Below are 23,974 nucleotides of genomic sequence, written 5' to 3' on the forward strand. Positions count from 1 at the left end.
ATGAAGGCCGAGAAAAAGGAGGTCAACGCGATCGTACTGGACGTGCTCATGAAAGGGCATGCCGAAGACCCCCGGCCCCAGTTCAAGCGCGAACCGCTCGTGCAGGCCATGGGCCTTGAGCAGTTCAAGCTGCTTGAACTGATCCCCAAGCCCGGGGTTGCCATCAACCTGCATGACAAGGTGTATATCGGTGACTCCGAGCGCGATAAAATTGAGCGGGTGAAACGCCGGATCGGGTATGAGGAGCTCACGCCCACGGCAAAGGGGGAACTGCCGTTCATGATCGAACAGGTAGTAAAGGAGCGGGAAGCCGATTTTGTCACTTTCTTTAACAAGGCGATCTCCATCACCCCGAAGCTCCACATGCTCCACCTGCTGCCCGGTATCGGAAAGAAGCTGATGTGGGAGGTGCTTGAGTCCCGGAACCGCAAGCCCTTTGAGAGTTTCGTGGATATCTCCACCCGGATCAAGTCCATCCCCCACCCGGAGAAGATGATTCAGGCCCGGATCCTTGAAGAGCTGCAGGACAAGGACGTCAAGTACCACCTCTTCACCACGAAATGAAAGCCCGTCACGACCAGCACTTCCTCATCGACAAGAACGCGATCAACCGCATTGCGGACAGTGTGGAAGTAAAGGGAAAGATGGTTCTCGAGGTCGGGCCGGGGAACGGGGCCCTGACCCGGGCCCTGCTCGCCCGGGGCGCCACTGTCCATGCGGTGGAGCTGGACCGGATCCTCTGCGAGGATCTTAACGACCTTTTTGCCGATGAGATCCAGGAGGGGACGCTCACGGTCACCCACGGGGATGCAACCCGGTGTGAGCTCCCGCCCTTCCAGATGGTGGTCTCCAATCTCCCCTACTCCGTTTCCTCGAAGATCACCTTCCGGCTCCTCGATGCCGGGTTCGAGACGGCAGTCCTGATGTACCAGGAGGAGTTTGCCCGGCGCATGGTGGCCCCGGCCGGTACCAAGGACTGCGGGCGGCTCTCGATCATGGTCCAGACCTATGCGGTGGTGCAGCAGTGCTTTACCCTCCCGCCCACCTGTTTCTCGCCCAAGCCCCAGGTCCATTCGATGGTGGTGAGGATCACCCCCCGCCCGCCCATCTTCGGCGTTAACGACAAAAAACGGTACGCGGACGTGGTGCGGGCACTCTTTACCCACCGGAGAAAGACGGTGAAAAACGGCCTGAAAGGTTCCTCAGGCATCCTCGATCATGACTGGGCAGAGCGGGCAATCGCTGCACTCCCCGATGAGATCCTCAAGAGCCGCCCTGAGGAGCTGTATCTCGAGGATTTTGCAACGATAGCCAATCTCGGGTAGCTCCCGGGCGTATCTTCCTGCCTCTTCGGCTTGCAGTATTCATATTTTTTTCGTTTGGTAAGAAAGCGGGGCCATTCCGGACCGTTCTTCCTCTTCCGTCCCCTCGTGAACATTTCTTCATCATCTCTTTTTCCGTTTTTTCCCGCGCCCGGTTCACCGGGCTTCCCTATCCTCTCCATTCAGGAATTTTCCGTCTATAAATCCCCGGCAGGTTTATGATATGCGGGACCATGAACGGGCAGCAGTCCGTTTATTCCCGGGAGAACGCCCGGTTCAGTGCAGGTTCCCGGAGAAGCCCCCTCACAGAGGTGGCGTGTCGGCTGTTCGCGAAAAAAGTGCCCGGAACCTTAGCCCGTTCCTGTTCAGGACGGGTTTTGCTAAAAAAGAAGAGATCAGTCTTTTGTCCCGCTCCGGGCAAGGATCTTTTTTGTGGTGGCAATGATCCACCGGCGGTTCAGGAGCAGGTGGAGGAAGACAAAGAGCCCCATGAGAAGACCGGTCCAGTCATGGAGATCGGAGATCAGTGCAGAAGGAAGGATCACGTTGTTGAGCCCGGTCAGCTGGAGGAGGACCGGGTACTTCAACAGGCCGGTGATGAAACAGACCAGGAACGAGATCCCCATGAGGAGGTCGATAAGCCATTTTACCTTTATGGTGTCCATTGGATCAACCTTTTTCCTGACTCCTGATATTGGTTTGCGATTGATGCGATCCCTTTTTCCCTCTTTTGTCCCAGAATTCATTATCATGTCCTGTGATCCCGCCCAGGTGTACCAGCCCGAGGCCGATACTTTCCTCCTCCTCGAGGCCGCACAGGCCGAGGTGAGGCCTGGTGACCGGGTGCTCGAGGTCGGGACCGGCTCCGGCCGGATCGCGGCGGCGCTGGTGCGGGACTGCGCTGTGGTGGCCACGGACATCAATCCCCATGCGGTCTTCTGCGCGAGAGAGGAAGGGCTCGATGTGGTCCGGTGCGACCTCTTCTCCGGCATCCGGGGCACCTTCGATCTGGTGCTCTTCAACCCCCCCTACCTTCCGACCCGGCCCGAGGAGCGTATCGATGACTGGCTGGAATACGCGCTTGACGGCGGGGTCACCGGCAGGGACGTGATCGGGCGGTTTGCCGCATCGGCAGGAACAGTGCTCGCCCCCGGGGGCCGGATCCTCCTCCTGGTCTCCTCGCTCACCGGGCTTGCCGAGGTTGTCGGGCTCTTTGCCGGGCACGGGTTCGCAGCAGTTCCGGTGCTGCGGCGGACCGTGGAGGACGAGGAGCTGGTCGTGCTCCGGATCACCCGGAATGAACGCTAACTCCTCACCCGGAGGATGAGCACTCTCCCCGTATGACCATATTATTTAAAGAACCAGCGGCAATATCACCGGCAGATTTTCAAAAGTATTCTTTCCCGCTTTACCCGCCTTCCTGCACAGGTAATCCCATGGACACGACCACGACCGACGATATCACCCGCCGCCTGCACCGGTTTGCCACCGCTGTGCAGGAGACACGCACCCATGCTTCTGAACGCTGCACTTTCGGGAGGTACCGGGCCGGAGCGCCGTATTTCGAGGAATATCCTCTCCGTTCCCTGATGGACCCCGTACGGGAAGATGCCCGGATCACCCCGGTGCACCGGGAGGAGTACCGGCGGGCCCTCGCTGACCTTGCGTCCCTCGAAAAAGAGGGGGGGAGGGCGTACCGCGAGGAGCTCCTCGCCGACCTTTCCGCGTACACGGAAGCGTACCGTACCCTGATCTGCTGCCATGAACTGGGCCTCTGCTCTCCTGACAGCATCCTGCAGGACCCGCTCCGGGAGGAAATTGCAGTTCTCCTTGTGGAGCTTTCGGGAGAGTTCCCCTTACGCGATATCAGCGCCCTCGTTGCAAGCCTCGATGAGACGCTCTGTATCCTCAGGCGTTCGCCCGTTACCGGGTCCTGCGGTGCCGATCCTGCTGTCGGGGCAGCACAGGACGTTTCTCTCTGGCAGCCCCGGTGCTCGTCCTCCCCGTCGCGGGAACGGACCCGCCCTCTCTGATCTTTTCTCGTTCTCACGCGATCAGCCGGCGCCGCATCAGGTTTATGGAGATGATGCAGAAGACGACCGTAGCCACAAGCATCCAGGTAATGCTGACGGGCAGCAGCATTCCGGCCGTGGGCAGGGTGGCCATCCGCATGAGGATCACGAGGTGGGTGAGCGGGAAGCACGCGAGGGTGATATACTGGAGGAGCACCGGGAGGATGGTGAGGGGAAAGAACGTTCCCGAGAAGAGCATCATGGGTGTGATGAGCAGGAACGCGGGATAGTTGAGCGTGTCGATGATGGGGGTGATCGCGGTAAAGCACATCGCAAGGCCGGCAAACATCAGGCCGCCGATGAATGCCAGGGGTATGGCAAGGAGCGAGAAGGGCAGGGTGACCACGTTGAACACCACGAGCACCGGCAGCATGATCGCCACCGAGATCACGCTCCGGGTGGCGCCCCAGAGAAGCTCCCCGGCGATCACGTCCTCGATGGAGAGGGGCGTTGCGATCATCGCGTCAAAGCTCTTCTGGTAGTACATCCTCACGTAGGAACCATAGGTGCACTCAAAGAACGCAGAGTTCATGGTGGTGATGGCAAGGATGGCCGGGGCAATGTAGTTGATATACGGTACGCCCCCGATGGCACCGACGTAGGTCCCGATCCCCAGGCCGATGGCCGAGAGGTAGAGGAGTGCCTCGATAAACGGCGGGAAGAAGTTCACCTTCCAGGTCTTCACAAAGACGTCGAGGTTGCGCTGCCAGACCCTGGCGGCGCGGCGGGTGATCCGGGGAAACGACCAGATGTGCGGCATCTCACTCACGCAGCGTCCTCCCGGTCAGTTTCAGGAACACGTCCTCGAGGGTTGCCGGCCGGGTACTCACCCGGCTCTTCGTGCACCGGTCGAGCAGGGTCTTTGCGAGCTCCCGCGAGACGTCGGTCGCCACCTGCACCTGGTCGCCGGCGGTCTCGTACGGCACGCCGAGCTCCGTAAGGCATGCGATCACTTCCAGGGTGTTATCCATCTCAATGATCTCGCTTCCCACCTGCTCCCGCACCAAGTCGGCGGGTGCACCCTCCACGAGGAACGTGCCGTGGTCCATGATCACGAGCCGGTCGCAGAGCCGTGCCGCCTCGTCCAGGTAGTGGGTGGTGAGCACGATGGTGTTCCCCTGGGCCCGGAGGAGTCGGAGGCGTTCCCAGATAAGGTGGCGTGCCTGCGGGTCAAGACCAATGGTGGGCTCGTCCAGGATGAGCAGGTCCGGGTTATTGATGAGCGCCCGTGCCAGGATAAGCCGGCGTTTCATCCCCCCCGAGAGCTTGTCGATGGCGGTCGTGCGTTTCTCGGTCAGGGCCACGAACTCGAGGAGGTTTTTGACCCGTTGTTCCGCCTCGGCCGGGGGGATATCGAAGTACCGGGCATAGACGAGTAGGTTTCCCGCACACGTAAAGTCCGGGTCAAGGTTGGTCTCCTGCGGGACAACGCCGATCCGCTGCTTGATCTCCGCCGGGTTCGTGTCCGGGTCCCTCCCAAAGACCCGCAGATTCCCCGATGTCCGGGGCGAGACGCACTCGATCATCCGCATGGTAGTGGTCTTCCCGGCGCCATTCGGGCCCAGGAAACCGAAGATCTCGCCTTTCCGGACAGAAAAACGGATGTGGCTGACCGCTGCTACCCCGTTGTAGGTCTTGGTCAGGTCGTCGGCCTCAATGATCGCGGTCATTCCGTCCTCTCCGTACCCCTCAGTTCACCGCCCTTCCATAAAATGCTCGCGATGTTCCCCCATCCCGGGGATGACGGGGGGGCGGTTGCAGTAAAAAAATCAGACCGGTGCAACCTGCAGATCTTCGCTTTTTATGAGCACGATCCCGGCAATGAGGACCGCGAGCAGGGCCACGGTGGCAAACATCTGGGGCGCATCCGTGGTCGCCACATTAAAGACGAGGACGTGCCGGACCAGGCCGGTGAGGCCGGCGATGAGAAGTGCCCGCACATCAACACGCTTGGTCCGGAAATAGACCGTGACTGTCTCGAAGAGGACAATGATGGTGATGGTGAGGAGCAGCGCATTGATCACCTGGACAAGACCATCTGAAATGTTGCGGGAAACAATCATGGTCACGATCTGCTGGGCCGCATCGTAGATCGAGAAAGCGGCGATGATCGTGAGCAGCGCCGCGACGATGATATACATCGCCAGCGGGACAAGGGCAAAGAACCTGACAATATAATCGAGGCCGGGCTGATCTGCCGGCATCGGTGCAGCAGGATTTTTTTCTGTCATGGTAATTCCTCGTGAGGACAGGTACCAGTACGGCGGTTCCCCGCGATTAAACTATCACGGGCCGGCCCGCCTCTTCTTTTGGATGCGGTCAAGGGCCCGTGCTGCCGCATCCCGGACCTCCGCGAAGGGATCGGCTGCGGCCGAGGTGAGCGCCTTTGTCGCCCGGGGATCGCCAAGCCGGCCCAGCACTTCAGCTGCCCCGGCCCGGATCCGGTCATCGGGGTCGGCAAGGCACCCGGTAAGGGGGATGACCGCCCTGCGATCTTTTAACCGGCCAAGCGAGGTCATCACGGCCCCTTTCACGTCGTTATCCGTATCGGCCAGCGCCGCAACAAGGCCCGGTACAGCCCGGTCATCGTCCAGCCTCCCGAGGGCAAGCGCGACCTCGATCCGGATCGCCGGGTGGGAGTCGTTAAGCGCCTGCACCAGCGGCAGGACCGCAGCCGGGTCCCCGGATCGGCCGAGCTCTGCTGCTGCCTCCCGCCGTGCCTTTATGGTTGGGGAGGACAGGGCCGCAACCAGGGGGGTGATATCCGTCATAAAAAAAGGGACCGGATCAGCGTTCGCATTCCCCGCCGGACTCGTAGGCAGCGATAACCTTTTTTGCCATCTCCGGGGAGATCCGGTCGTGGACGATCATCACGAACGCCTCCGCGTCCTCGGGCGCAACGCACCCCAGCCCTTCCTCGCCGGTCAGGATCTTCTCGGTGATATAAGCCAGTTCCTCGTCGGAGAGGCGGCGGATCCGCTCGGAAAAATCCTCGGCACTGTCGGCAAAATGGTTGGAGACCGGGGGCAGGATCGCGTGGAATTGGTGCCCCGAGCCCCCGCAGGTAAGGTCCCCGCATTCGGGAGCAAGTTTCTGGAGAATTGCAATGTCCTTGTCGCTCAGTTCGCGTGCCATCTGTTGTCAGCCCTTCGTGAATGTATGTCTGGGTTCTCCGGACAAGCCGCCTGGACCGCGCCGGACACTAGGAAAAAAAAGACGGGAGATCAGAAGTATTTATTGATCCAGCGCTTGATCCCTGCAACAATCCCCGTGCTGCTGCTGCCCGAAGAGGACTTCCGTGAAGGGGCCCGTGGCGTCTGCGGCTCGGGGCGGGTGGCCTGGATGGGCGGCGGGTGGGCAATCGTGCGCCTCTGCATCGGTTCCGACCGCTGGGGGATATCCTGCATCGTGCTGTGCGGTGCCTCAGCCTCGGGCTCGAATCCCCACGAGAAGCCGACCTTGTAGGCGTTCTCGTTGTTGCGGATCCAGTTGGCAGCCGCCATATACCCCCGGTCTTCCGCCCGCTTTACCGTGTCCTGGGTATCCAGCGTGAAGTGGATCTCGCGCTCCAGCGCGACCAGCTCTTCGTATACATTGCCTGGGACCTTGATCTTCTCCCTGCTCATAGTACTTCACATAGGGATATGCAGGGATACGATATTTAATGCTTCCCCCTAAAAAGCGCAGATATGCGTTAATTCCAAAAACCGGCTCAATAGAAGCGGGCTAACTGCCGTATCCCCCCATCCTGTGCGCACAAGGTTGATACCCGCCCCCGTCCAAATATCATCTCCAGCGAGGAATGCCCGGGAATCCGAAACCCGTGGTGGAGGATACAGTATGGCGACAGTGGTTTTTGTAGATGATGATTTCCGGCGGATGCCCCGTGCGGACATGGCACGGCTCCAGCGTCTTATCGATGCCGGGAAATTTGGTACACACCGGGTACCGTTCAAGGACCGGGAGATCAACGTGGAGATCAAGAAGCAGGGTGACAAGGTTACGGTCAGGATTAGCCGCACCTCTTAAATATTGATGGTGGATAAGTTTGTCCTCCATCACAATATTTATACACGTCGGGCGTGTAAAATAAAAGTAACATAATGGAATAAAGAATTGGGAGAATGCATGCCCGGCCGGAAAGTGCACTATTTTACCGACAAGGAAGAGGAATTTTCCCGTATCCTCATCTCTATTGGTATCCCGCGGATCGTGGCAAAGGTCCTCGTGTTTCTTGCCAATACGCCCGAAGCATCGTCCCGCGATATTGAACGGGGAGCGGACCTCCGCCAGCCCGAGGTGAGCCTGGCGATGCACTACCTCCAGGAGCAGGGCTGGATCGCAAGCCGGCTGGACAAGACCGATACCATCGGCAGGCCGCAGAACTATTTCCGCCTCTCCCGCCCGATTGCCGAGATCATCGGCCAGATCCAGTCTGAGAAGGAGATCGAGATCCGGCGAAAGATGGTCCTCGCCCAGAAGATCCGCAGTTACGTGGAATAGGCAGGGCCCGTCCTTTCCACCCTGTTTTCAAAAAACGTCCCGTGCGTATCCGGCGTGTTCACTGGCCGTATTCGTGCTCGGCCGAATATAACAGCGCCTTGACCAGAAAATAAGCGGCAACAGCGGCGATGCAGAGAAGGGCGACCGCGAGGAGGATCCGCTCCTGCGGGGGAATCACCAGGGAGAGATAGGCATGGTTGGGCAGCATGGGGCAGTCATCTGCACGAGGCTTGTTCCTGTGCTTTTTTACTGTCTCCATCCTTAAAAACGTGTTGGCCCTGCGCCTCTCCGCGCCGGGATGTTCATGGCACTCCGTACTGGAACGTATCCCTGCAGCGGGCTCCATTCCCGCCCGTTTTCTCCCGATGCCTATTGAGGGATCAGTCGAAAAAAGCCAAGTTCTTTCGCGATAAATTTCCGGGCAGGAGGCGTGCACCCCCGTGATGAAGACCAGGAACGGCTGGGTGGTGATTGATGGCGTGCGGTATGACCACGACGTGGTGATCCATACCGACCGGAGCGTGACCCGGCGGCACAAGAAGCCCTCGAAACCGCTGAAACAGACCTATGGCCATACCCCCCTCTACGGTGTGGAACTGGGATTTCTCATCCACGAAAACCCGGTCGTCCTGTATATCGGTACCGGCCAGTACGGGGACCTTCCGCTCACCCCCGGGACAGAGAAGATCCTCGCCGGCTACGAGACGGTTATCCGGCCAACCCCGGAACTCCTTCCCCTGATGGAGGAAGAACTGCGGCCGTTTGTGGCGATCCTGCACGTCAACTGCTGAATCGTGCCGGTTTTCGCCGGTAAAAAAGAGAGATACCGTCCTTACCTGGCCTGGTATTTCTTGCCGGCCGAGAACGCCTTTTCCAGCTCTTTTCCCATGCCGAAATAGGCCGCCTGCGAGTACACGATCGGGTGGATCTTCGTAATATCGGGCTTGCCGTCCGTCAGGCAGGACTTGTCTGCATGGATCTCCGCGATCTCTCCGACAACCAGGAGGTGGCTGCCGCAGTCTACCGTTTTGAAGAGACGGCACTCGATATTGACCGGGCATTCCTCTGCCAGGGGTGCGGTCTTGAGCTTCCCGTAGAATGAGCGGAAGATCCCGGTCTTGTCCTTCTGGGAACCGGAGACAATCCCGCAGTAGTCTGTCTCGATCACGTGACTGGCAGAGGGGATGTTGAGGCTGAACGTCTTGTTCTCCTCAATCCCGGCCATCGTGTACCGCTGCTTGTTGATCGCCACGCAGACCATCGGAGGCGCCATGCAGGCGACCGTTGACCAGGCCGCGGTCATGTAGTTTGCTTTTCCCTTCACGTTTGCGCCCACGAGCACGGTGGGCATGACGGTCATATACGGCATCGGGCCGATGGTTACCTTCTCCATCTTCTGGTTCACCGGTTTCCGGTTGGCAAGGGAGGGGTTTAAGGATATCCCTGTCAGCGGACAAGGCAGGAGAGGATACCCCGGGACCTGCGGGGCCTTACCCGTTCCGGCCTTTTCCGGCAAGGATCAGGATCGCGAGAGCGGCGGGGACAAGGGCCCCGGAAAACCCGGGCGCCGGGCTGGCTGAGGGTGATGGTACCGATCCCGTGGTGACCACAGGTACTGTCACTGTCAAAGCCGTGGGGGCGGGCGTTGCCTCGGTGGGAGGCAGCGGTGTGGGCGTGGCCGAAGGGGATGCCGCCGGCGCTCCGGCAGGTGCAGTAAACTGGCTGCGTGAAAAACCGTACACGCCGCTGCTGTCCACGGCCACGATCAGGTTCCCGTCACCGCTGACGGCCACCGACCGGGATTTCACCGGGTTTTTTGTGATCGCTTCCCCAAGGAGTGTGCCCTGCCGGTTGTAGATATGGATCCGGTTGTCGATACTGCCGGTGGCAATCGTTGAGCCGTCGTCAGAGACGGCAACACTCGTTGCCCAGACCCCTGCATTCCCCGTCCAGAGCAGGCTGCCGGCACGGCTGATGGCAAGGACCGAACCGTCATCCCTCCCGGCCACAATGGTGGATCCGTCCCGCGAATAGGCAAGGGAGATGATATTGCCTCCGGGGAATCCCTGGTCCCAGAGCAGGGTGCCGCTGCCATGGTACATCCGCACGCGGTTCCCGTTTGCTGCCACAATACCGGTGCCATCGCCGGATATCGCGATGGCGGTCGGGCTCAGTGAGGTGTCCTGCCAGTTCGGGACAAAGGTCAGGTTGAAGGTTTCCAGGGCCTTTGCTGTGGAGACCAGGACCTGGTCCTTTACCGGTGAAACTTTTACGTCCTGGACAAGGTCGGTGGTATTGGTCCCCATGCCGGTCCCCGAGTTGTACCATGTCTGGACAACATATCCGGCACCCGCCGCAACGATCGCCCCGTCCGGTGTGATGGAAACTGCCGTCACCGCTTCACCGCCCGCCGGGTGCTGCCAGAGGAGGACGCCCTGCCCGGAGATAAGGCATACGAACTGGTCCTGGGCCGCGACAATATACTCCCCGTCCCCGCTGATGTCCACGGGAGACCCGCTCCAGCCGGCCCAGAGTTTCTGTCCCTGCGGCGAGATGCCGACCAGCTGGTCTCCCCCGGCAACGATGATCGATCCGCTGTCCGATATGGCGACCGTGGAGAGCGCTTCACCCGGGGTAGCGTTGAAGATCCACAGGGGAGTAACGGCCTGCCCGGCCGGGACAAGCACCGCAAAAAGGAGAACGATCCCGGCAATCTTTACAGGAAGGGAGGTTTTCATCCGACTCAGTGAACCCATCGTCAGGATTCGTTAAGAACCATTGCATCCGTCCCCGGCCCCGCGTTGCAGGGTATGCCCTCTCCGTAGAGGGGCGCGTGCACCGGATGAAAAAAAGGGTTATTCGCTTGCCGGGGAATCGGAGGCCGGGTTTTCCTGGACAACCTTGCGCAGGAGCCTGCGGAACTCTGCGTCATGACGGGCGAGGTTGAAGAGGATGCTGCGCATCGATTCGGTAGACCGCTCGCTGTGCATGTCATAGAACTGGCAATAGTAGGCGCACGCGTCAATGATCACATCCTCGCGGTTCAGGTACTTGATCTGTGCAATCGTATCCAGCTTCTCAATCAGTGCCTTGGGGATGCTTACGGTGACTGCGGTTCCGTCATCTGCCATGATGTGAACTCTTTACTGATAGGTTATGAAACTATTGGCGGAAAAGGGCCTTTTGGGCACAGATCCCCTGCAACCGGGATGGGAGGATACCGTATCTGTGCCGGGATACCGGCGGGCCTCCGGCAGGTACGGGAGTTCCGGTAGGAACCGCTATATCCGATCAGCGTCCCGGTAAAATTATGGATGATGCTCAGACTTTTTTCAGTGAGGGTGTAGCACTCTACGAGAAAGGAGACTATAAACGGGCCCTTGCAGCGTTCGACAAGGCCATTGCCATCGATCCCGGCATGGCGGAGGTCTGGAACAACCGCGGCCTGGCCCTCATCCAGACGGGAAACTACCGGGAAGCACTGGTGTCCGTCAACAAGGCATTGTCCCTCAACCCTTCGTACGAGCATGCCCGGAAGGCAAAGAAGATCCTCCTGGGTCTCATGCAGGAGCCGGAAGCGTCGGCGGGCGCGCCCGCGGCATCTGCACCCCATGCCGGTCCGGCAGGGGATCCTGCCGCACCACAGGAGAAGAGCTCCCGGGGCCTGACGATCGCGATCGTGGTGGTCCTGATGATCGCGGCCTGCGGGATGGTGATCGTCAAGGACACGCAGGGCTCCTCCGGCAGCATCCTGTCCGTCATAATCCCCACCCCGGTCCCGACAACGGTCCCGACTCCCCTGCCGACCCCTGTCCCGACGGCCACTCCGGTCCCGACCCCCATTATACCCATAGTGCCCTCTTCCGGTGTCTGGGTGGAGGTCAGCTATGATCAGCTCTTCTCGGGGAGCGTTGGCACGCCCGGCAGCCAGCAGCAGCTGGCCGGCAGCCTGCAGACAAAGCAGAACACGAGCGATCAGTTCTATTCGATCCCGATGGTAAACGGCGGGGTTGTCACGGCATCGGTGAACAAGAACGACGGGTCGGGGGACAACCTGACGGTTAATGTCTATTCTGACGGCACGCTGGTCCAGAGCCAGTCCACCACTATGCCCTACGGCACGCTGTACGTCACGGCAACGATCCCGACTGTGACCCCGACCCTTATTGTCGTGAACACTACTGCGACTGCATAAGCCGGGACCCCCCCTCATTTTTTGCCCGGCAACCCCTCCCCTCCCGCATGAATAAATGGGACCCCCCTCTTTGATGATCGGGGGGTCCCCCTTCACTATGAGTCAATCAGGTCCGGCTTTTTTTTGTGCGGACACCCATGGTGGGGGAAGAGGGGTACTTTCGATCCGCGAATGGTGAAAGGGACTCCCGCTTGTGATCATAACAAGTGGCTCCCCCTTATCATTGGGGAAAGGGGGACCCCCGATCCCCTCTCGCCTGAAGTTTCAGTGGAAGTGCAGGTCCTGAAACTGGAATAAGCAAAGGGGGTCCCGCTTTATGCTGATCAAAGCGGGTCCTGGTTATTTTTTTGCAGGGACCCCCATGGGGGGAGGGGGGCCGGCGATTTTTTTGAAGGGGGGGTCCCTGATTGTGTAAATGGGTGGGGGCCGATCTTTTTGGAAAATTGCCGGCTCGCGATCCGGACTTTTCTGAAAATCTTTGGCTGCTGGGCCGAAGATTTTCCGGAATTCGCAGCTCACGACCCGAAGATTTTTCGAAATCTTCCGCTGCTGAGTAACACATTTTTAAAATCCTCCGCTGCCTGGCCGGACTTTTTTCTGTAATAGCACAGGGTTCGTCCGGTCTCCGACGGAGTTTTTGATGATTATTAGTGGGTTGGCCGGTTTTGGGAAAAAACCGTGGCGATCTTTTTTTGAAATGATCAGCAGCGTGATCAATCATTTTTGAAAATGTTCCGCTGCTGAGTTGAAGATTTTCCGGAATTATCAGATCGTGACCAGGACTTTTTTAGAAATCCTCAGCAGCTGAGTAGCTCTTTTTCCGGAATTCTCAGATCGCAACAAGGACTTTTCTAGAAATTGTCGGGTCGGGTCGTGTGCTCATGAGGGTTTGGCGGGGATATCGCGGGGGCTGTCGCCCCCATACCTCCACGAACGATGCCTGACCGCGCAAAACGCCTCTTCGGGTTTTGCGCTACGCACTTACCGGGATCCGGAATTATTAATCAAGGCCCTTGCCCAGTGAGGGCCCGGCGAGGCGCCCGAGCGACTCCCTGCGGAGCAGGGAGGGGAGGAATCGTTTGATAGGGACGGATTGAGGTATGGTCTGGTGATAATGGAACACCATTTCCCAAATCAAATAATGATCTACAATTATCTGATGAAGATAATTTATGCCAAGAAAGTAGTGTTACCAAGCAATTCTGGAAAGACTTATACACTAGCTTGAATCAATTTTCAGAAAATATAAAATTTCCAAATCATTGAGGAAATAACATATTTGAGAAAAATCGTGAGTTGAATGATAGAAAAAATATTTGGTTATTATTATGCTTATATAAAAAATAAGCAAATTAATAATGAAAAGAAAATTCATATAAAGAATGTTCATACAGTTGAGTCCCAAAAAAATTTAAAAAAATACCGTCAGAAATTAGAAAAAATTGCATTTGATCTAAATCATCTTATTTACGATTTCAACGATATCGGGAAAATGAGTTTAGAAAGACAATTCGTCCTTTTATCCGCATTAAAATTAAGAGATTTATTTGAATCAATATTGCTTTTAATCGGAATTAGAAAGTATCATAGTATTTTCCCATTAATTCGTACATTAATAGAATCTGAATTTTTACTTATATATGTTCAAAAAAATCCCGATTATGTTAAACAATTTATGGAAAGCGAAGAAATACGTCAGAAATCGGTGCATGAAATAAGAAATGCAATAAAGAATGATAAATTAAACAAAGTTTGGTCTGGTTATTCTGATATTGTTCATATTAATCCGGGTAGTTTTAGACTTACTCAATATAAATGGAAAAAACCTATGGAATTTGGGTTGATAACTCAAGATCCTCTTGACCTAGACAAGAAGTTAGATAATTTCATGATCACAATCATTCCTCTGATGGAAATGGCTATACGTTTGTTAGAAGAAATCCAATCCAAAACGATTACTAAATAATCAATATCTATCATTGAAAAGAAGCATTTTGTGAATAGAATAACCCGTGCAGAAGTGTCCCTATGGTGAATTTCTGGCTTGTGCTCTTTGAAAAGTGAAGTTAGTGGCCAAAATCCTCAGAAAAAAGAGTGCTGCTATGGGGATTCGAACCCCAGTCGCGAGCGTGAGAGGCTCGCATGATTGGCCGGACTACACTATAGCAGCGTAATTGCCTAATACCATGGGCGATGGAGTTACTTAAAGGTTGTCGCATATTGCCGTCTTAGCTGGCGTTTACGGGCCGGGAATGTCGGGAATCCGCCGGGTCCGGCTCCGGCCAGCCCCGGCTTTTATGTTCCCAAAGGACGACCGGACAAGCATGCACCTCCGGTCGATCGGGTTCCTGCACGATACCTTCCCCACGCGGGAATTCTATCCCTTCAACCTGAGGGTCTTCCAGGAGACGGACACGATTGGTTTTGCCACGCCCGTCACCTTCTTTACCGGGGAGAACGGTTCCGGCAAATCAACGCTGCTACGGGCGATTGCACATGGCTGCGGCATCCATATCTGGGAGGAGCACGAGGGCCCCTGCGACCTGCACAACCCGTACGAGGGACAACTTGACCGGAGTCTTCGGTTCGACTGCGGACCGGGGAAGGTCACGGGTTCGTTCTTCGCCGCTGAGATCTTCCGGCACTTTGCAGAGGCGCTGGACCAGTGGGGAAGGGCTGATCCCGGCTGCCTCTCCTATTTCGGCGACCGCTCGCTCGTCACCAGGAGCCACGGCCAGTCCCACATGGCGTTCTTCGAAAACCGCTTCATGAGGGATGGGTTGTACCTCCTCGATGAACCCGAGAATGCCCTGTCCCCCCGGCGACAGCTCGAGCTCCTCCGGCTGATCAGGGGGTATACCGGGAAAGGCGGCGTCCAGTTCATTATCGCGACCCATTCCCCCATCCTCCTCGCGTATCCCGGCGCCGAGATCTGGTCATTCGACACGGCACCGATCGTGCGGATCGGGTACGAGGACACGGAATATTACCGGGTGTACCGCGATTTCCTCCTTGACCGGGAGAAGTACCTTGCAGGCCTGTGAGGCGCCGGGTGACAAAGCACAGGCCCGGGTCCCTGTCCGTCAGCAGGCTGGGCAGGACTTCCCTTTTGTTTACGGGTTGCCATAAACAACTATATCCCGAACGGGCGTCGATTAATATGAGAAATGGCTGGTAGTCTTGAAGAGCAGATAGCCGAGCTGGAAGCGGAGCTGGTAAAGACTCCGTACAATAAGGCTACTTCCAAGCACATTGGGAGAGTCAAGGCGAAGATCGCCAAGCTCCGCGACGAAGCCGTCAACCGTGCGATGAAGTCGGGCGGTGGCGGGGAAGGCTACTCGGTCAAGAAGTCCGGCGATGCAACCGCGGTTCTTGTCGGGTTCCCGTCCACGGGTAAATCCACGCTCCTCAACAAGCTCACCGGTACCGAGAGTGCGGTTGCCGCGTACGCCTTTACCACGCTCACGGTGGTGCCCGGGGCGCTGGAACACAAGGGCGCGAAGATCCAGCTGCTCGATATCCCGGGACTTATCGCCGGTGCTGCCATGGGCAAGGGCCGGGGCAAGGAAGTTATCGGTGTCGTGCGGAGTGCCGACATCATCATCATCCTCGTGGATGTGTTCAACGAGCGGCATGTCGAAGTGCTCTTAAAAGAACTTCACGATGCGGGCATCCGTATCAACGTGCCAAAACCCGATATTACCATCAAGAAATCATCGGTAGGCGGGATCCGGCTCGCCGCGGTCGGGACCCTTGATCTCGATATCGATGATGTGCGATCGATCCTCTCCGAGAGCAAGATGATGAACGCCGACGTGCTCATCCGCGGCAATGCGACCCAGGACGACCTTATCGATGCCCTCCAGGGGAACCGCGTCTACGTTCCCGCCTTTATTGCGGTCAACAAGGTCGATCTCGTGGACAAGGAGCAGTACCTCGAGATCGAGCACGATATCTCGTCCCGGTTCGCAAACCCGCCCATCATGATCTCCGCACACTCGGGCTACCACATGGAGGAGCTCAAGGATGCGATCTACGACTGCCTCGGGTTCATGCGGGTCTACTTAAAACCCCAGAGCGGCGATGCCGATCTCGAAGAGCCGCTCATCATCCGGAATGGCAGCACGGTTGAGACCGTCTGTACCAAGCTCCACCGGGACTTCGTGCGCCGGTTCCGGTACGCCCGGATCTGGGGCAGATCCGTCAAGCACGGCGGCCAGAGGGTGGGCCTGACCCACGAGCTCCTTGATGGTGATATCCTCACCATCATCATCGAGCACTAAAACAACCACTCCTGCCTAGGGCAGGGTGATCCCTTTTTTGTACCCTTTGACCGTTATGCTGCACCGGTGGCAGCGGACGTGAGGGTGACCGACTTTATCATGGTGGTGAAATCGGTGTCCTCCATCGCATTGTACGTGAAGATATAGGCCTTGTAATCCGGTGTGATCGTAAAGACCGCGATCTCGACCGAGTTGTCCGGTTTTACAAAATCAAAGCGGTACGCCTTGTATCCCGAGACCTGGTACAGGGACGTGGGGCGGAGGTTTGAAACAGGGGCATAGTTCCTGCTTAAGGTTGCGGTCGCATCGTTGAAGTAATCCTCAAGGCTTGAGCCGGGCGAGGGGTCGACATCCACGCTGAAGATGCGGTATGCCGGGTTATCGGGAGAATAGAAGTTGACAATATTGCAGGTGGTCCGCCCGTAGTCCCGCAGGGAGCAGTCGCCCGGCTGGGTAAGGACCCAGCCCCGGGGATAATCCAGGGTCAGCGGGTACGTGGGATCGGTGTAGACCTGGTACTGCACCGGGGTTGGGTTCAGGGGAACAATCGCTGTCTGTACGAGGGGGGCGGACGGAGCAGGTGAGGGGACACTCGTAACCGGAACATTCGTTGCTGCCGTCAGCTGGGGGCCCTGCGTCCGGGTACTGCAGCCCGCGGAAAGGACGAGGAGGATGAGCAGGATCCCCCCCGTGATGACGATTATTCTGCCTGCCTTCCCGTTCATGGTGCCTTCGGGAGAGTCTGGAACGGGTCCTCCCATAAACATGCCGAACCGGCTTTTTGCCGGTTACGGCTGACTTTGGCCCCGGATCGCGTCCTCAATCACCGAAAGAGGGGCATCGGTCTTGATCCCGGTCCCGGAGTAGTGCGTGCGGCTTGCGCCATATCCCGCCTGGCGCAGCCGTTCCAGGAGGACCTCAATTTTCGGCGGGGATACCCTGAGCTGTTGGGCGACCAGGTGGTAATCGTAATGGCTGGAGGTGGAGAGTTCCTCCTGGCAGAGGGTAAGGAGTTTTACCAGCTCCTTTTTTGTCCCAAGCCCGCACTCCGGGAGCCGGGCCTGCATCTGTGCCATTACCTCGTCAGAGAAGATCTTCCCCAGAAAGAGCGGCCCGATGGGGTGGAGCGGTTTACCGCAGAAAGGGCAGGCGGCAGCGGCGGGGAACATGCCAAGCCGCTCCTCGCGGTAGGCGCAGGACGGGCACTGCAGGATAAAGCCGAGCCGGGCGATGGTCTGATCCGCGGCCTGAACACCCCGAATGAGCTGGAGATTGAGTCGGACAAAGTGCTCGCGGGCAAAGCAGAAGAGCGGTTCGATGCCCCGGTCGTACTTCACCGTCTCGCGTGCGACAAACCCAAGGAGGATCCGCAGGCCCACCTCCGCGTGGTACCCGGTGTTCGCCGGCCGGGCAAAGTACCGGCGGATCCCGGCCTTCAGGTGCGCCCCGCAGAGCGGTGCAGTATCGGTGGCTGTTACGAGCAGGAACCGCCGGCACCCCCGGATACCGGCATCGGTAAACGGCGCCGGTGTCCCGAAGGGGTCGATGTCTACCGCGTCGAAGGACTGTTCGAAGAGGAGCGAGCAGGCATCCCGGCAGGTGACCGAAACAGGAAGCCCGGAACGGGTCACGTTCTGTTGGATCAGGGGGATTGCATCCGGGTCCCTGTCGTTGATGGTGACCGGGACCCCGCATTCGTTTGCCACCCGGAGTCCCCGGACGCCGGTCGCCCCCATGGCATCGAGATAATCGGAAGGCTGGATTACCGAAAGGAGGAGGACGGTTGCGTCCCGGTTGATCTCCATCCGGCGGTTGAAGAAGACCGGGGCCGTGCCGGGCGGGAACTGGCCGTCGCTGTCCTGGACCGGGACCAGGAACGTTGTTGTGCCTTCCGTTGCCTCGATAACGTCCATTGCGGCAGAGATCTACGAGCGCGCAAAACTTATACATATTCCCCTGCAATTGGTATGAGCAGTGGGCGAGTGGCTTAGTCCGGATAGAGCGTTAGCCTCCTAAGCTAATGGTCGGGGGTTCAAATCCCCCCTCGCCCGTCTGTCCGGCAGCTTTTTTTGCATGTAGCCCCTTCACCTGTATCTGGGATCTCTTATCACGATTTTTTTATGGAAAGAAGCAAAACTATCCGGAAACAGGCAGGAGAAGATCCATGAAGATGGGAATTGTTTGTCTTTGTGCCCTGGTATGTATCGGGCTGGTTCTCGTTGCCGGCTGCACGTCCGCCACCACCGGAACCCCGGGCACCGAAGGAAAGGTTGCAGCCAGTCAGGAACAGGTAGTTACGCTCGTGAACGGTACGTACACCTTTAACGCGAGTATAGACGACATTACTACCACTGCCCTGCCGTCCGGTGGCCATCGCGTAGATATCTTCGTTACAGTGAACAATGTGGGAGGAACGCCCATCCAGCTTCAATGGTTCAGCACTCTGACCAATACAAACGGCGTTTCGTTTGGGGGAGTCGGAGTTTCCCATGGCGGGAGTGGGGCGGAAACTCCTCCTCTCGGGCAGGGTACCTCAGCGACGGGGCGGGATTACGTAACCATTGTCTCCGATCAGGATTACCAGAGCCTGAAAAACGGGGCAACGCTGACGGTCAACTTTGTTACGGAACCCTTCCACAGCGAGAGCCCGGTCAGCTTCTCGACCTCTTGGCCCCTGAATCCTGCGGATTTCACCTAAACTTTTTTTGGTTCTGATTCCCCCGGCACTTTACGTCCTCCCTGACACACGCAGGTTAATATCAGAACGGTCTGATACCTGAGGGTGATATGGGCTTAGCAGGCTTTTTTACGATCACCCGGCCGGCCAACTCCCTTGTGGCCGGGCTTGCCGCGATCATCGCGTACCTGATTGCCACCGGCACTCTCGTATACGGTGTCCTCCTGCTCATGGCCGTGGTCACGCTCGTGACGGCAGCCGGGAACGTGGTAAACGATTATTTCGATGCGGAGATCGATGCCATCAATCGGCCGGAACGTCCCATCCCCTCGGGTGCGGTCAGCCGGAACGCGGCGCTTGCCTGGGCCGGGGTCCTGTTTATCCTCGGGCTTACAATCGGTCTCTTTACCACGCCCCTCTGCCTTGCCATCGCCCTCATCAACGTCCTGCTCCTCGTCGCCTACGCCGCCCGGCTCAAGAGCACACCTTTTTTTGGGAACGCTGCGGTGGCGTACCTCTCCGCGAGTATCTTCCTCTTCGGCGGGGCGTATGCCGGGTGGCATGCCCTTTTCGACATGCTCCCGGTCGCCGCCATCACGTTCCTTGCCATGCTTGCCCGTGAACTCCTCAAGGATGCCGAGGACATCGAAGGAGACCGGGCGCATGGTGCCGATACCCTGGCCATCCGGGTCGGCACAAAAAAGACCGCGGTTATTGCGTTTGCCTGCGCCGTTGCGGCAGTGGCGGCAAGCGTGGTCCCGTTCCTCTGGTGGGGGCCATGGTACCTTGTCGGGATTGCCCTTGTCGATCTGGTCATCCTTCTCGCCGCAGGAAAAGCGCTCGGCTGCCCGGATCCTGCCTGCCTGAAAGCGACCGGGGCCACCACCCTTCTCAAGCTGGGGATGTTTGCCTCCCTAGTCATCTTCACTCTCTCTGCCGTGCTCCTCTCGCGCCTTGTGACATAAGGGCGACAACAAACTATATGCACAAGGCCATGCCTCATCTACCTTGATATATCCATGGCCAACGTCATCTGTAAAGGCACCACGTTCTATGCACCCAGGGGAGCGTATTACGAGGGCAATGTCCGGATTGACGGCGACTTTGTCGTGCCTGCCCGGACCCATTTCTGGGGCCGTCTCGTGGTGACCGGGAAGCTCGAACTGGGCCTGAAGTCGAGCGTGGCCCTCGGTGTGGAGTGCGGGAGTGCAGTCATCGGGAGCCATGCCCGGATAAAAGGGCCCCTTGTGGCAGCCGGGGACGTGAGCCTGCTCGATCACTGCGTGGTCTACTCGGTGAACGCAGGGGGAAGGGTCATGATCCGCCCCAATGTCCGGGTCGGTGACGTGACGAGCGCCGATACCATCGTCGTCCACGGTAAGATCAAGAGCGGGAAGTTAACCGGCAAGAACATGAAGGTCTTCGGGGACTGAGACCGAAGGATCGAGCCCGAGCGTCGCCACCTCGTAGATATCCTGCCAGTTCACGAGCGTCTCCACGCATCCTTCTTTTAAGGTCACCACGCCCATGGCCACCAGGCCGATCTTGTCGGCCATGTCAATGCCTTCTTTTACTTCGGTCAGGCAGCCGACGCCAAGGATCGCCTTGGGTCGGTATTTTTTGGCCATTCTCTTGATAAACGACGAACCCGGGACAATAAAGATCCGGTACCCCATTTTCTCGAGGAGAATCCGGGCTTCTCCCACGGTGCACTGGCCGCAGTTTACACACCGGAGCCCTTCAGGGGTGAGGCGGGCAGGGCACTGTGCGGACCGCAGGCACTGGGGAAAAAAGATTGCCCGTTCCGTGACCGGGATCTTCGAGAACGCGCTCGCGTTCATCGTGTTATGGATCTTGATAAAGAAGGTGAGCATCTCCCGGTCCTCAAGGCCGAGGAGCCGGAAGAACGCCTTCATAAAACCTTCCAGAAAAACGATCCCGGCATTGATGAGCCGGGGGAAATAGAGGTGCCCCCGCCGTATCGAGTACAGGGAGATGACCACAAGGATAAACGAGACGACAATAGCCCCGAGGATAAAGATGATGGTCGCTTCCCCGATGAGGTACAGCAGGCTGTTCCACGGGCTGAGGTCAATATCCATGAGGGCCATGATTAACCAGTACGCTTGGCGCCGGGACGGGATAAGAGTGCGCCGATATCAAGCGGCGGCCGGACAATGCCCTGCTCGGTCACGATCGCGCTGACGAGATCCGTCGGGGTGGCGTCAAACGCGTAGTTCTTCACCGGGACGCCGTCCGGTATCAGGGTCCGGTTCCCCAGCACTGCGATCTCGTCACGTCCCCGTTCCTCGATGGTGACCTCCCGTTCGCTGCGGGTTGCGTCGAAGGTCGAGAGGGGAGCGGCCACGTAGAAGGGGATGCCGTGGTGCCGGGCACAGACTGCATGCATGTAGGTGCCGATCTTGTTGAAGACCGCGTCACCGGTGATCCGGTCAGCGCCCACGATCACGGCATCAATTGCCCCGCTGCGCATGATGTGTGCTGCCATGGAATCGGTGATCACCGTCACATCGATCCCGTCCCGTGCCAGCTCCCACGCGGTGAGCCGGGCGCCCTGCAGGAGCGGGCGGGTCTCGCAGGCGATCACTTTCATTTCCTTTCCCGCCGCAACCGCTGACCGGATCACGCCGAGAGCCGTCCCCCACGAGGAACAAGCTAGCGCCCCGGCGTTGCAGTGGGTGAGCACGGTACACCGGTCGGGAAGGAGGGCGGCCCCGTGCTCCCCGATCGCATGGCAGCAGCGGGTGTCCTCTGCTGCGATCGCCTCCGCCTCGGCAAGTGCGGCCGCCCGGGCGGATGCCACGTCTTTTGCCGCGAGAAACTGCGCCAGCACCCGGTCCACGCCCCAGCTCAGGTTGACCGCGGTCGGCCGGCTCTCCCGAACCCGGCCGGCTTCCTTCTTCACGGCCCGGGTATAGGCTGAAAACGAGGGCCCGGTGCAGGTGCGTGCAGCAAGGGCCACCCCGTAGCCCCCGGCAACGCCCAGAGCCGGTGCTCCCCGGATCTCCAGTCGCCGGATGGCAGTGATCAGCCGGTCCACAGCCGTGCACCCAATGAGGGTATATTCCGTGGGAAGCAGGGTCTGGTCGATATACCGGATCCCTCCGAGGGACTCGTCCCACCAGAGCGTCTTTGTCTCCTTCACCGGGATCGCGCCCTTGCTGTGGTTTTTTTCCGGGAGCCGGCAAACGCCCGCATAGCCGCTGCCCCTCCCGAGGCCACGCTGTCGGGGATATCCTTGGGAGCCACTGCCGCGCCGGCCACGAAGATGCCCGGCCGGACAGTCCCGGCGGTGTCGATCGCGTCGTGCACCGAACGCAGAAACCCGCTCTCCTCGATCGGGAGGCCAAGTTTCTCCGCAAGAGCCGCGGTGGTCTCCGAGGGTTGGATCCCCACCGAGAGCACCACGAGGCCCGGGCGGAGGACCTCGATCTCCCCGGTCTCCGAATTCTCGACCTGGAAGAAGAGGCCGGTACCGTTTTTATCCGCCTGGATATCGGAGGGCATCCCGCGGAGGAACCGGACACCGACGTTCTTTGCCCGCTCGTAATACTCCTCGTAGCCTTTCCCGTAGGCGCGGAGGTCCATGTAGAAGATCGTGACCGCGATCTCCGGGTGCTTCTCCCGGATGAGCATCGCGTTCTTCATCGCCTGCATGCAGCAGACACAGGAGCACCAGGGCCGGTCTAAGGAGGCGTCCCTCGAGCCCACGCACTGGATAAAGACAATGCTCTCCGGCTCCCTGCCGTCGCTGAGACGCCGGATCTTTCCGCTGGTCGGCCCGCTCGCGTTGATCATCCGCTCCAGCTCAAGGCTCGTGATCACGTCGGGGAACTTCAGGTACCCGAGCGGTCCTTTCCTGCGGGCATCGAAGACCTCGTAGCCGGTAGCAACGATAATCGTCGAGGCAGAAATAACCAGCTCCTTTTCTGTATCCTCGTGCAGGATCGCCTGCGGGCCACACACGTCGTAGCAGAGCCCGCACTCGATGCAGTGCTCATTGTCCTTTACCACCCGGTCGGGTACCACCTGCGGGTGGGGCTTGTAGATCGCTTTCCTGACCCCCACCCCGGCATCGAACCGGTTGTACACCTCGACCGGGCAGACCTCAATGCAGTCTCCGCAACCGGTGCATGCCACCATGTCAATATAGCGCGGGTGTTCGCGGACGGTCACCCGGAAACTGCCCGCTTCTCCCTCGACTTTTTCCACCTCGGCAAGGGTATGGATCCGGATATTTTTGTGCCTCTGGACGTCCACCATCTTGGGCGAGAGGATGCACATGGAGCAGTCGTTGGTGGGAAATGTCTTGTCGAGCTGGGCCATGTGGCCGCCGATGGTGGGCTCCCGCTCGATGAGGTGGACGATAATGCCGTGGTTTGCGAGGTCGAGGGCTGCCTGGATGCCGGCAACGCCGCCGCCGATGACGACCGCGTCACCCATGGGCATATTCCCCGGCCAGCCTGACGTAGGACTGGGCGTTCTCCCGGATATGGGTCCGCTGCTCCGGCGTGGTCTGCTTCAGCACCTTTCCGGGCACGCCCAGCACCACCGAGCCGGGCGGTACCTGCATGCCCTCGGTGACGACCGCTCCGGCACCGATCAGGGAATCTTCGCCCACAACGGCGCCATTGAGTACGATCGCACCCATGCCCACCAGCACCCGGTCCTTAATCGTGCACCCGTGCAGGATCGCCCCGTGCCCCACGGACACATCGCACCCGATCGTGGTCGGGAACCCGGCGCTCGTATGGACCACGCAGTTGTCCTGCACGTTCGATCGGTCCCCTATCGCGATCCGGTCCTTGTCGGCCCGGATCACCGCCCCGAACCAGATGCCGACATCCTTTCCCACCGTAACCCTGCCGGTCACCGTTGCATTGGGAGCGCACCAGAGCGGC

Annotated in this window: 31 protein-coding genes, 2 tRNA genes and 1 pseudogene; 16 read left to right on the top strand and 18 right to left on the bottom strand. The window is 58.7% G+C overall.

Going from position 1 to position 23,974, the window contains the following annotated elements:
* Both VMS83_RS08915 and rsmA read left to right on the top strand, forming a co-directional pair.
* Window positions 1-564, top strand: coding sequence for a DUF655 domain-containing protein (locus VMS83_RS08915; protein WP_325411938.1), 564 nt, complete (start codon window positions 1-3; stop codon window positions 562-564).
* A complete protein-coding gene (rsmA, locus tag VMS83_RS08920) occupies window positions 561-1,325 on the top strand; it encodes a 16S rRNA (adenine(1518)-N(6)/adenine(1519)-N(6))-dimethyltransferase RsmA (RefSeq protein WP_325411940.1) in 765 nt (254 codons plus the stop codon). Before VMS83_RS08915 ends, rsmA begins: the two co-directional genes overlap by 4 nt.
* Before the next feature lie 392 nt (window positions 1,326-1,717).
* On the opposite strand, the gene VMS83_RS08925 is transcribed toward rsmA, so the two are convergent.
* A complete protein-coding gene (locus tag VMS83_RS08925) occupies window positions 1,718-1,987 on the bottom strand; it encodes a DUF4405 domain-containing protein (protein WP_325411942.1) in 270 nt (89 codons plus the stop codon).
* 85 nt (window positions 1,988-2,072) lie between these two features.
* On the opposite strand from VMS83_RS08925, the gene VMS83_RS08930 reads away from it, so the two are divergent.
* Window positions 2,073-2,630 carry a HemK2/MTQ2 family protein methyltransferase gene (locus VMS83_RS08930; RefSeq protein WP_325411944.1) on the top strand — a complete coding sequence of 186 codons (558 nt, stop codon included), beginning with the start codon at window positions 2,073-2,075 and terminating at the stop codon, window positions 2,628-2,630.
* 128 nt (window positions 2,631-2,758) lie between these two features.
* Complete coding sequence (locus tag VMS83_RS08935) at window positions 2,759-3,355, top strand: hypothetical protein (protein ID WP_325411946.1); 597 nt, start codon at window positions 2,759-2,761, stop codon at window positions 3,353-3,355.
* A gap of 13 nt (window positions 3,356-3,368) precedes the next feature.
* On the opposite strand, the gene VMS83_RS08940 is transcribed toward VMS83_RS08935, so the two are convergent.
* From VMS83_RS08940 to VMS83_RS08965, 6 genes are all read right to left on the bottom strand, one after another.
* Window positions 3,369-4,154: an ABC transporter permease gene (locus tag VMS83_RS08940; protein WP_325412011.1), complete on the bottom strand. Its 786-nt coding sequence runs from the start codon at window positions 4,152-4,154 to the stop codon at window positions 3,369-3,371.
* A 1-nt stretch (window position 4,155) separates the two neighbouring features.
* Complete coding sequence (locus VMS83_RS08945; protein ID WP_325411948.1) at window positions 4,156-5,064, bottom strand: ABC transporter ATP-binding protein; 909 nt, start codon at window positions 5,062-5,064, stop codon at window positions 4,156-4,158.
* A gap of 99 nt (window positions 5,065-5,163) precedes the next feature.
* Window positions 5,164-5,625, bottom strand: a complete 462-nt coding sequence (locus VMS83_RS08950) for a phosphate-starvation-inducible PsiE family protein (RefSeq protein ID WP_325411949.1) — start codon at window positions 5,623-5,625, stop codon at window positions 5,164-5,166.
* Window positions 5,626-5,679: 54 nt separating this feature from the next.
* The gene (locus VMS83_RS08955) at window positions 5,680-6,165 is read right to left on the bottom strand and encodes a HEAT repeat domain-containing protein (protein WP_325411950.1); all 486 of its coding nucleotides are present in this window, start codon (window positions 6,163-6,165) and stop codon (window positions 5,680-5,682) included.
* Window positions 6,166-6,181: 16 nt separating this feature from the next.
* The gene (locus VMS83_RS08960) at window positions 6,182-6,529 is read right to left on the bottom strand and encodes a hypothetical protein (protein ID WP_325411952.1); all 348 of its coding nucleotides are present in this window, start codon (window positions 6,527-6,529) and stop codon (window positions 6,182-6,184) included.
* 89 nt (window positions 6,530-6,618) lie between these two features.
* Entirely contained in the window at window positions 6,619-7,020 is a 402-nt protein-coding gene (locus tag VMS83_RS08965) for a hypothetical protein (protein ID WP_325411954.1), read from the bottom strand.
* Window positions 7,021-7,234: 214 nt separating this feature from the next.
* Between VMS83_RS08965 and VMS83_RS08970 the strand changes: the two genes are divergently transcribed.
* Both VMS83_RS08970 and VMS83_RS08975 read left to right on the top strand, forming a co-directional pair.
* Complete coding sequence (locus tag VMS83_RS08970; RefSeq protein ID WP_325411956.1) at window positions 7,235-7,423, top strand: hypothetical protein; 189 nt, start codon at window positions 7,235-7,237, stop codon at window positions 7,421-7,423.
* Window positions 7,424-7,522: 99 nt separating this feature from the next.
* Window positions 7,523-7,897: a MarR family transcriptional regulator gene (locus tag VMS83_RS08975; protein ID WP_325411958.1), complete on the top strand. Its 375-nt coding sequence runs from the start codon at window positions 7,523-7,525 to the stop codon at window positions 7,895-7,897.
* 58 nt (window positions 7,898-7,955) lie between these two features.
* On the opposite strand, the gene VMS83_RS08980 is transcribed toward VMS83_RS08975, so the two are convergent.
* Entirely contained in the window at window positions 7,956-8,156 is a 201-nt protein-coding gene (locus VMS83_RS08980; RefSeq protein ID WP_325411961.1) for a hypothetical protein, read from the bottom strand.
* Between the two features lie 184 nt (window positions 8,157-8,340).
* Here VMS83_RS08980 and VMS83_RS08985 point away from each other — a divergent pair, with 184 nt between their 5' ends.
* A complete protein-coding gene (locus VMS83_RS08985) occupies window positions 8,341-8,688 on the top strand; it encodes a hypothetical protein (RefSeq protein ID WP_325411963.1) in 348 nt (115 codons plus the stop codon).
* 41 nt (window positions 8,689-8,729) lie between these two features.
* Here VMS83_RS08985 and VMS83_RS08990 read toward each other — a convergent pair whose 3' ends face one another.
* From VMS83_RS08990 to VMS83_RS09000, 3 genes are all read right to left on the bottom strand, one after another.
* On the bottom strand, window positions 8,730-9,290 hold the full coding sequence (locus VMS83_RS08990) for a flavin reductase family protein (protein ID WP_325411965.1): 561 nt from the start codon (window positions 9,288-9,290) through the stop codon (window positions 8,730-8,732).
* A gap of 97 nt (window positions 9,291-9,387) precedes the next feature.
* Window positions 9,388-10,653, bottom strand: a complete 1,266-nt coding sequence (locus VMS83_RS08995) for a hypothetical protein (protein WP_325411967.1) — start codon at window positions 10,651-10,653, stop codon at window positions 9,388-9,390.
* A gap of 99 nt (window positions 10,654-10,752) precedes the next feature.
* Window positions 10,753-11,028: a hypothetical protein gene (locus tag VMS83_RS09000; protein WP_325411969.1), complete on the bottom strand. Its 276-nt coding sequence runs from the start codon at window positions 11,026-11,028 to the stop codon at window positions 10,753-10,755.
* Window positions 11,029-11,207: 179 nt separating this feature from the next.
* Between VMS83_RS09000 and VMS83_RS09005 the strand changes: the two genes are divergently transcribed.
* Both VMS83_RS09005 and VMS83_RS09010 read left to right on the top strand, forming a co-directional pair.
* Window positions 11,208-12,092: a tetratricopeptide repeat protein gene (locus VMS83_RS09005; RefSeq protein ID WP_325411971.1), complete on the top strand. Its 885-nt coding sequence runs from the start codon at window positions 11,208-11,210 to the stop codon at window positions 12,090-12,092.
* 1,300 nt (window positions 12,093-13,392) lie between these two features.
* Window positions 13,393-14,058 (top strand): DUF5677 domain-containing protein, encoded by a 666-nt coding sequence (locus tag VMS83_RS09010; protein ID WP_325411973.1) that lies wholly within the window; start codon window positions 13,393-13,395, stop codon window positions 14,056-14,058.
* A gap of 129 nt (window positions 14,059-14,187) precedes the next feature.
* Here VMS83_RS09010 and VMS83_RS09015 read toward each other — a convergent pair.
* Window positions 14,188-14,262: transfer RNA gene (locus VMS83_RS09015), tRNA-Glu, on the bottom strand.
* A 217-nt stretch (window positions 14,263-14,479) separates the two neighbouring features.
* Between VMS83_RS09015 and VMS83_RS10960 the strand changes: the two are divergent.
* The 3 genes and pseudogenes from VMS83_RS10960 to VMS83_RS09025 form a co-directional block, all read left to right on the top strand.
* Window positions 14,480-14,584, top strand: a pseudogene (locus VMS83_RS10960) (AAA family ATPase); the annotation flags it as partial.
* A gap of 51 nt (window positions 14,585-14,635) precedes the next feature.
* On the top strand, window positions 14,636-15,136 hold the full coding sequence (locus VMS83_RS10965) for an AAA family ATPase (protein WP_414674916.1): 501 nt from the start codon (window positions 14,636-14,638) through the stop codon (window positions 15,134-15,136).
* A 123-nt stretch (window positions 15,137-15,259) separates the two neighbouring features.
* Window positions 15,260-16,375 carry a GTP-binding protein gene (locus tag VMS83_RS09025; RefSeq protein WP_325411977.1) on the top strand — a complete coding sequence of 372 codons (1,116 nt, stop codon included), beginning with the start codon at window positions 15,260-15,262 and terminating at the stop codon, window positions 16,373-16,375.
* Window positions 16,376-16,428: 53 nt separating this feature from the next.
* Here the strand turns inward: VMS83_RS09025 and VMS83_RS09030 are convergent, their stop codons facing one another.
* Window positions 16,429-17,136: a hypothetical protein gene (locus tag VMS83_RS09030; protein ID WP_325411979.1), complete on the bottom strand. Its 708-nt coding sequence runs from the start codon at window positions 17,134-17,136 to the stop codon at window positions 16,429-16,431.
* A 27-nt stretch (window positions 17,137-17,163) separates the two neighbouring features.
* Window positions 17,164-18,288: a tRNA (guanine(10)-N(2))-dimethyltransferase gene (locus VMS83_RS09035; RefSeq protein WP_325411981.1), complete on the bottom strand. Its 1,125-nt coding sequence runs from the start codon at window positions 18,286-18,288 to the stop codon at window positions 17,164-17,166.
* Between the two features lie 63 nt (window positions 18,289-18,351).
* On the opposite strand from VMS83_RS09035, the gene VMS83_RS09040 reads away from it, so the two are divergent.
* The 4 genes from VMS83_RS09040 to VMS83_RS09055 all read left to right on the top strand — a co-directional run bounded on the left by VMS83_RS09040 (window position 18,352) and on the right by VMS83_RS09055 (window position 20,485).
* A tRNA-Arg gene (locus tag VMS83_RS09040) sits at window positions 18,352-18,426 on the top strand.
* 113 nt (window positions 18,427-18,539) lie between these two features.
* Window positions 18,540-19,073, top strand: a complete 534-nt coding sequence (locus VMS83_RS09045) for a hypothetical protein (RefSeq protein ID WP_325411983.1) — start codon at window positions 18,540-18,542, stop codon at window positions 19,071-19,073.
* A gap of 89 nt (window positions 19,074-19,162) precedes the next feature.
* Entirely contained in the window at window positions 19,163-20,017 is an 855-nt protein-coding gene (locus VMS83_RS09050; RefSeq protein WP_325411984.1) for a geranylgeranylglycerol-phosphate geranylgeranyltransferase, read from the top strand.
* Between the two features lie 54 nt (window positions 20,018-20,071).
* Window positions 20,072-20,485, top strand: a complete 414-nt coding sequence (locus tag VMS83_RS09055) for a polymer-forming cytoskeletal protein (RefSeq protein ID WP_325411985.1) — start codon at window positions 20,072-20,074, stop codon at window positions 20,483-20,485.
* Here VMS83_RS09055 and VMS83_RS09060 read toward each other — a convergent pair.
* The 4 genes from VMS83_RS09060 to VMS83_RS09075 all read right to left on the bottom strand — a co-directional run.
* Window positions 20,450-21,163, bottom strand: a complete 714-nt coding sequence (locus VMS83_RS09060) for a DUF116 domain-containing protein (protein WP_325411987.1) — start codon at window positions 21,161-21,163, stop codon at window positions 20,450-20,452. The genes VMS83_RS09055 and VMS83_RS09060 overlap by 36 nt on opposite strands.
* A 2-nt stretch (window positions 21,164-21,165) precedes the next feature.
* Window positions 21,166-22,218, bottom strand: a complete 1,053-nt coding sequence (gene mtnA / locus VMS83_RS09065) for an S-methyl-5-thioribose-1-phosphate isomerase (RefSeq protein WP_325411989.1) — start codon at window positions 22,216-22,218, stop codon at window positions 21,166-21,168.
* A complete protein-coding gene (locus tag VMS83_RS09070) occupies window positions 22,215-23,516 on the bottom strand; it encodes a CoB--CoM heterodisulfide reductase iron-sulfur subunit A family protein (protein ID WP_325411991.1) in 1,302 nt (433 codons plus the stop codon). The genes mtnA and VMS83_RS09070 overlap by 4 nt, the downstream gene beginning before the upstream one ends.
* A partial coding sequence (locus VMS83_RS09075; protein ID WP_325411993.1) for a gamma carbonic anhydrase family protein occupies window positions 23,509-23,974 on the bottom strand: 466 nt, incomplete at its 5' end. The genes VMS83_RS09075 and VMS83_RS09070, both read right to left, overlap by 8 nt.

It is taken from the genome of Methanoregula sp. (assembly GCF_035543475.1).
In the GTDB taxonomy this organism is placed as follows: Archaea; Halobacteriota; Methanomicrobia; order Methanomicrobiales; family Methanospirillaceae; genus Methanoregula.

Bases quoted from the DNA above. Each gene is read 5' to 3' on its own strand.
- VMS83_RS08985 (WP_325411963.1), top strand. From the start codon at position 8,341: ATGAAGACCAGGAACGGCTGGGTGGTGATTGATGGCGTGCGGTATGAC.
- VMS83_RS09045 (WP_325411983.1), top strand. From the start codon at position 18,540: ATGAAGATGGGAATTGTTTGTCTTTGTGCCCTGGTATGTATCGGGCTG.
- VMS83_RS09050 (WP_325411984.1), top strand. From the start codon at position 19,163: ATGGGCTTAGCAGGCTTTTTTACGATCACCCGGCCGGCCAACTCCCTT.
- VMS83_RS08960 (WP_325411952.1), bottom strand. From the start codon at position 6,529: ATGGCACGCGAACTGAGCGACAAGGACATTGCAATTCTCCAGAAACTT.
- VMS83_RS08950 (WP_325411949.1), bottom strand. From the start codon at position 5,625: ATGACAGAAAAAAATCCTGCTGCACCGATGCCGGCAGATCAGCCCGGC.
- VMS83_RS09010 (WP_325411973.1), top strand. From the start codon at position 13,393: ATGATAGAAAAAATATTTGGTTATTATTATGCTTATATAAAAAATAAG.
- rsmA (WP_325411940.1), top strand. From the start codon at position 561: ATGAAAGCCCGTCACGACCAGCACTTCCTCATCGACAAGAACGCGATC.
- VMS83_RS08935 (WP_325411946.1), top strand. From the start codon at position 2,759: ATGGACACGACCACGACCGACGATATCACCCGCCGCCTGCACCGGTTT.
- VMS83_RS08980 (WP_325411961.1), bottom strand. From the start codon at position 8,156: ATGGAGACAGTAAAAAAGCACAGGAACAAGCCTCGTGCAGATGACTGC.
- VMS83_RS08995 (WP_325411967.1), bottom strand. From the start codon at position 10,653: ATGGGTTCACTGAGTCGGATGAAAACCTCCCTTCCTGTAAAGATTGCC.
- VMS83_RS09060 (WP_325411987.1), bottom strand. From the start codon at position 21,163: ATGGCCCTCATGGATATTGACCTCAGCCCGTGGAACAGCCTGCTGTAC.
- VMS83_RS08990 (WP_325411965.1), bottom strand. From the start codon at position 9,290: ATGGAGAAGGTAACCATCGGCCCGATGCCGTATATGACCGTCATGCCC.
- VMS83_RS09025 (WP_325411977.1), top strand. From the start codon at position 15,260: ATGGCTGGTAGTCTTGAAGAGCAGATAGCCGAGCTGGAAGCGGAGCTG.
- VMS83_RS09030 (WP_325411979.1), bottom strand. From the start codon at position 17,136: ATGGGAGGACCCGTTCCAGACTCTCCCGAAGGCACCATGAACGGGAAG.
- VMS83_RS09070 (WP_325411991.1), bottom strand. From the start codon at position 23,516: ATGGGTGACGCGGTCGTCATCGGCGGCGGCGTTGCCGGCATCCAGGCA.
- VMS83_RS09005 (WP_325411971.1), top strand. From the start codon at position 11,208: ATGGATGATGCTCAGACTTTTTTCAGTGAGGGTGTAGCACTCTACGAG.
- VMS83_RS09000 (WP_325411969.1), bottom strand. From the start codon at position 11,028: ATGGCAGATGACGGAACCGCAGTCACCGTAAGCATCCCCAAGGCACTG.
- VMS83_RS08965 (WP_325411954.1), bottom strand. From the start codon at position 7,020: ATGAGCAGGGAGAAGATCAAGGTCCCAGGCAATGTATACGAAGAGCTG.
- VMS83_RS08940 (WP_325412011.1), bottom strand. From the start codon at position 4,154: ATGCCGCACATCTGGTCGTTTCCCCGGATCACCCGCCGCGCCGCCAGG.
- VMS83_RS09035 (WP_325411981.1), bottom strand. From the start codon at position 18,288: ATGGACGTTATCGAGGCAACGGAAGGCACAACAACGTTCCTGGTCCCG.
- VMS83_RS08970 (WP_325411956.1), top strand. From the start codon at position 7,235: ATGGCGACAGTGGTTTTTGTAGATGATGATTTCCGGCGGATGCCCCGT.
- VMS83_RS08915 (WP_325411938.1), top strand. From the start codon at position 1: ATGAAGGCCGAGAAAAAGGAGGTCAACGCGATCGTACTGGACGTGCTC.
- VMS83_RS08925 (WP_325411942.1), bottom strand. From the start codon at position 1,987: ATGGACACCATAAAGGTAAAATGGCTTATCGACCTCCTCATGGGGATC.
- VMS83_RS09055 (WP_325411985.1), top strand. From the start codon at position 20,072: ATGGCCAACGTCATCTGTAAAGGCACCACGTTCTATGCACCCAGGGGA.
- VMS83_RS08930 (WP_325411944.1), top strand. From the start codon at position 2,073: ATGTCCTGTGATCCCGCCCAGGTGTACCAGCCCGAGGCCGATACTTTC.
- VMS83_RS08945 (WP_325411948.1), bottom strand. From the start codon at position 5,064: ATGACCGCGATCATTGAGGCCGACGACCTGACCAAGACCTACAACGGG.
- VMS83_RS08975 (WP_325411958.1), top strand. From the start codon at position 7,523: ATGCCCGGCCGGAAAGTGCACTATTTTACCGACAAGGAAGAGGAATTT.
- VMS83_RS08955 (WP_325411950.1), bottom strand. From the start codon at position 6,165: ATGACGGATATCACCCCCCTGGTTGCGGCCCTGTCCTCCCCAACCATA.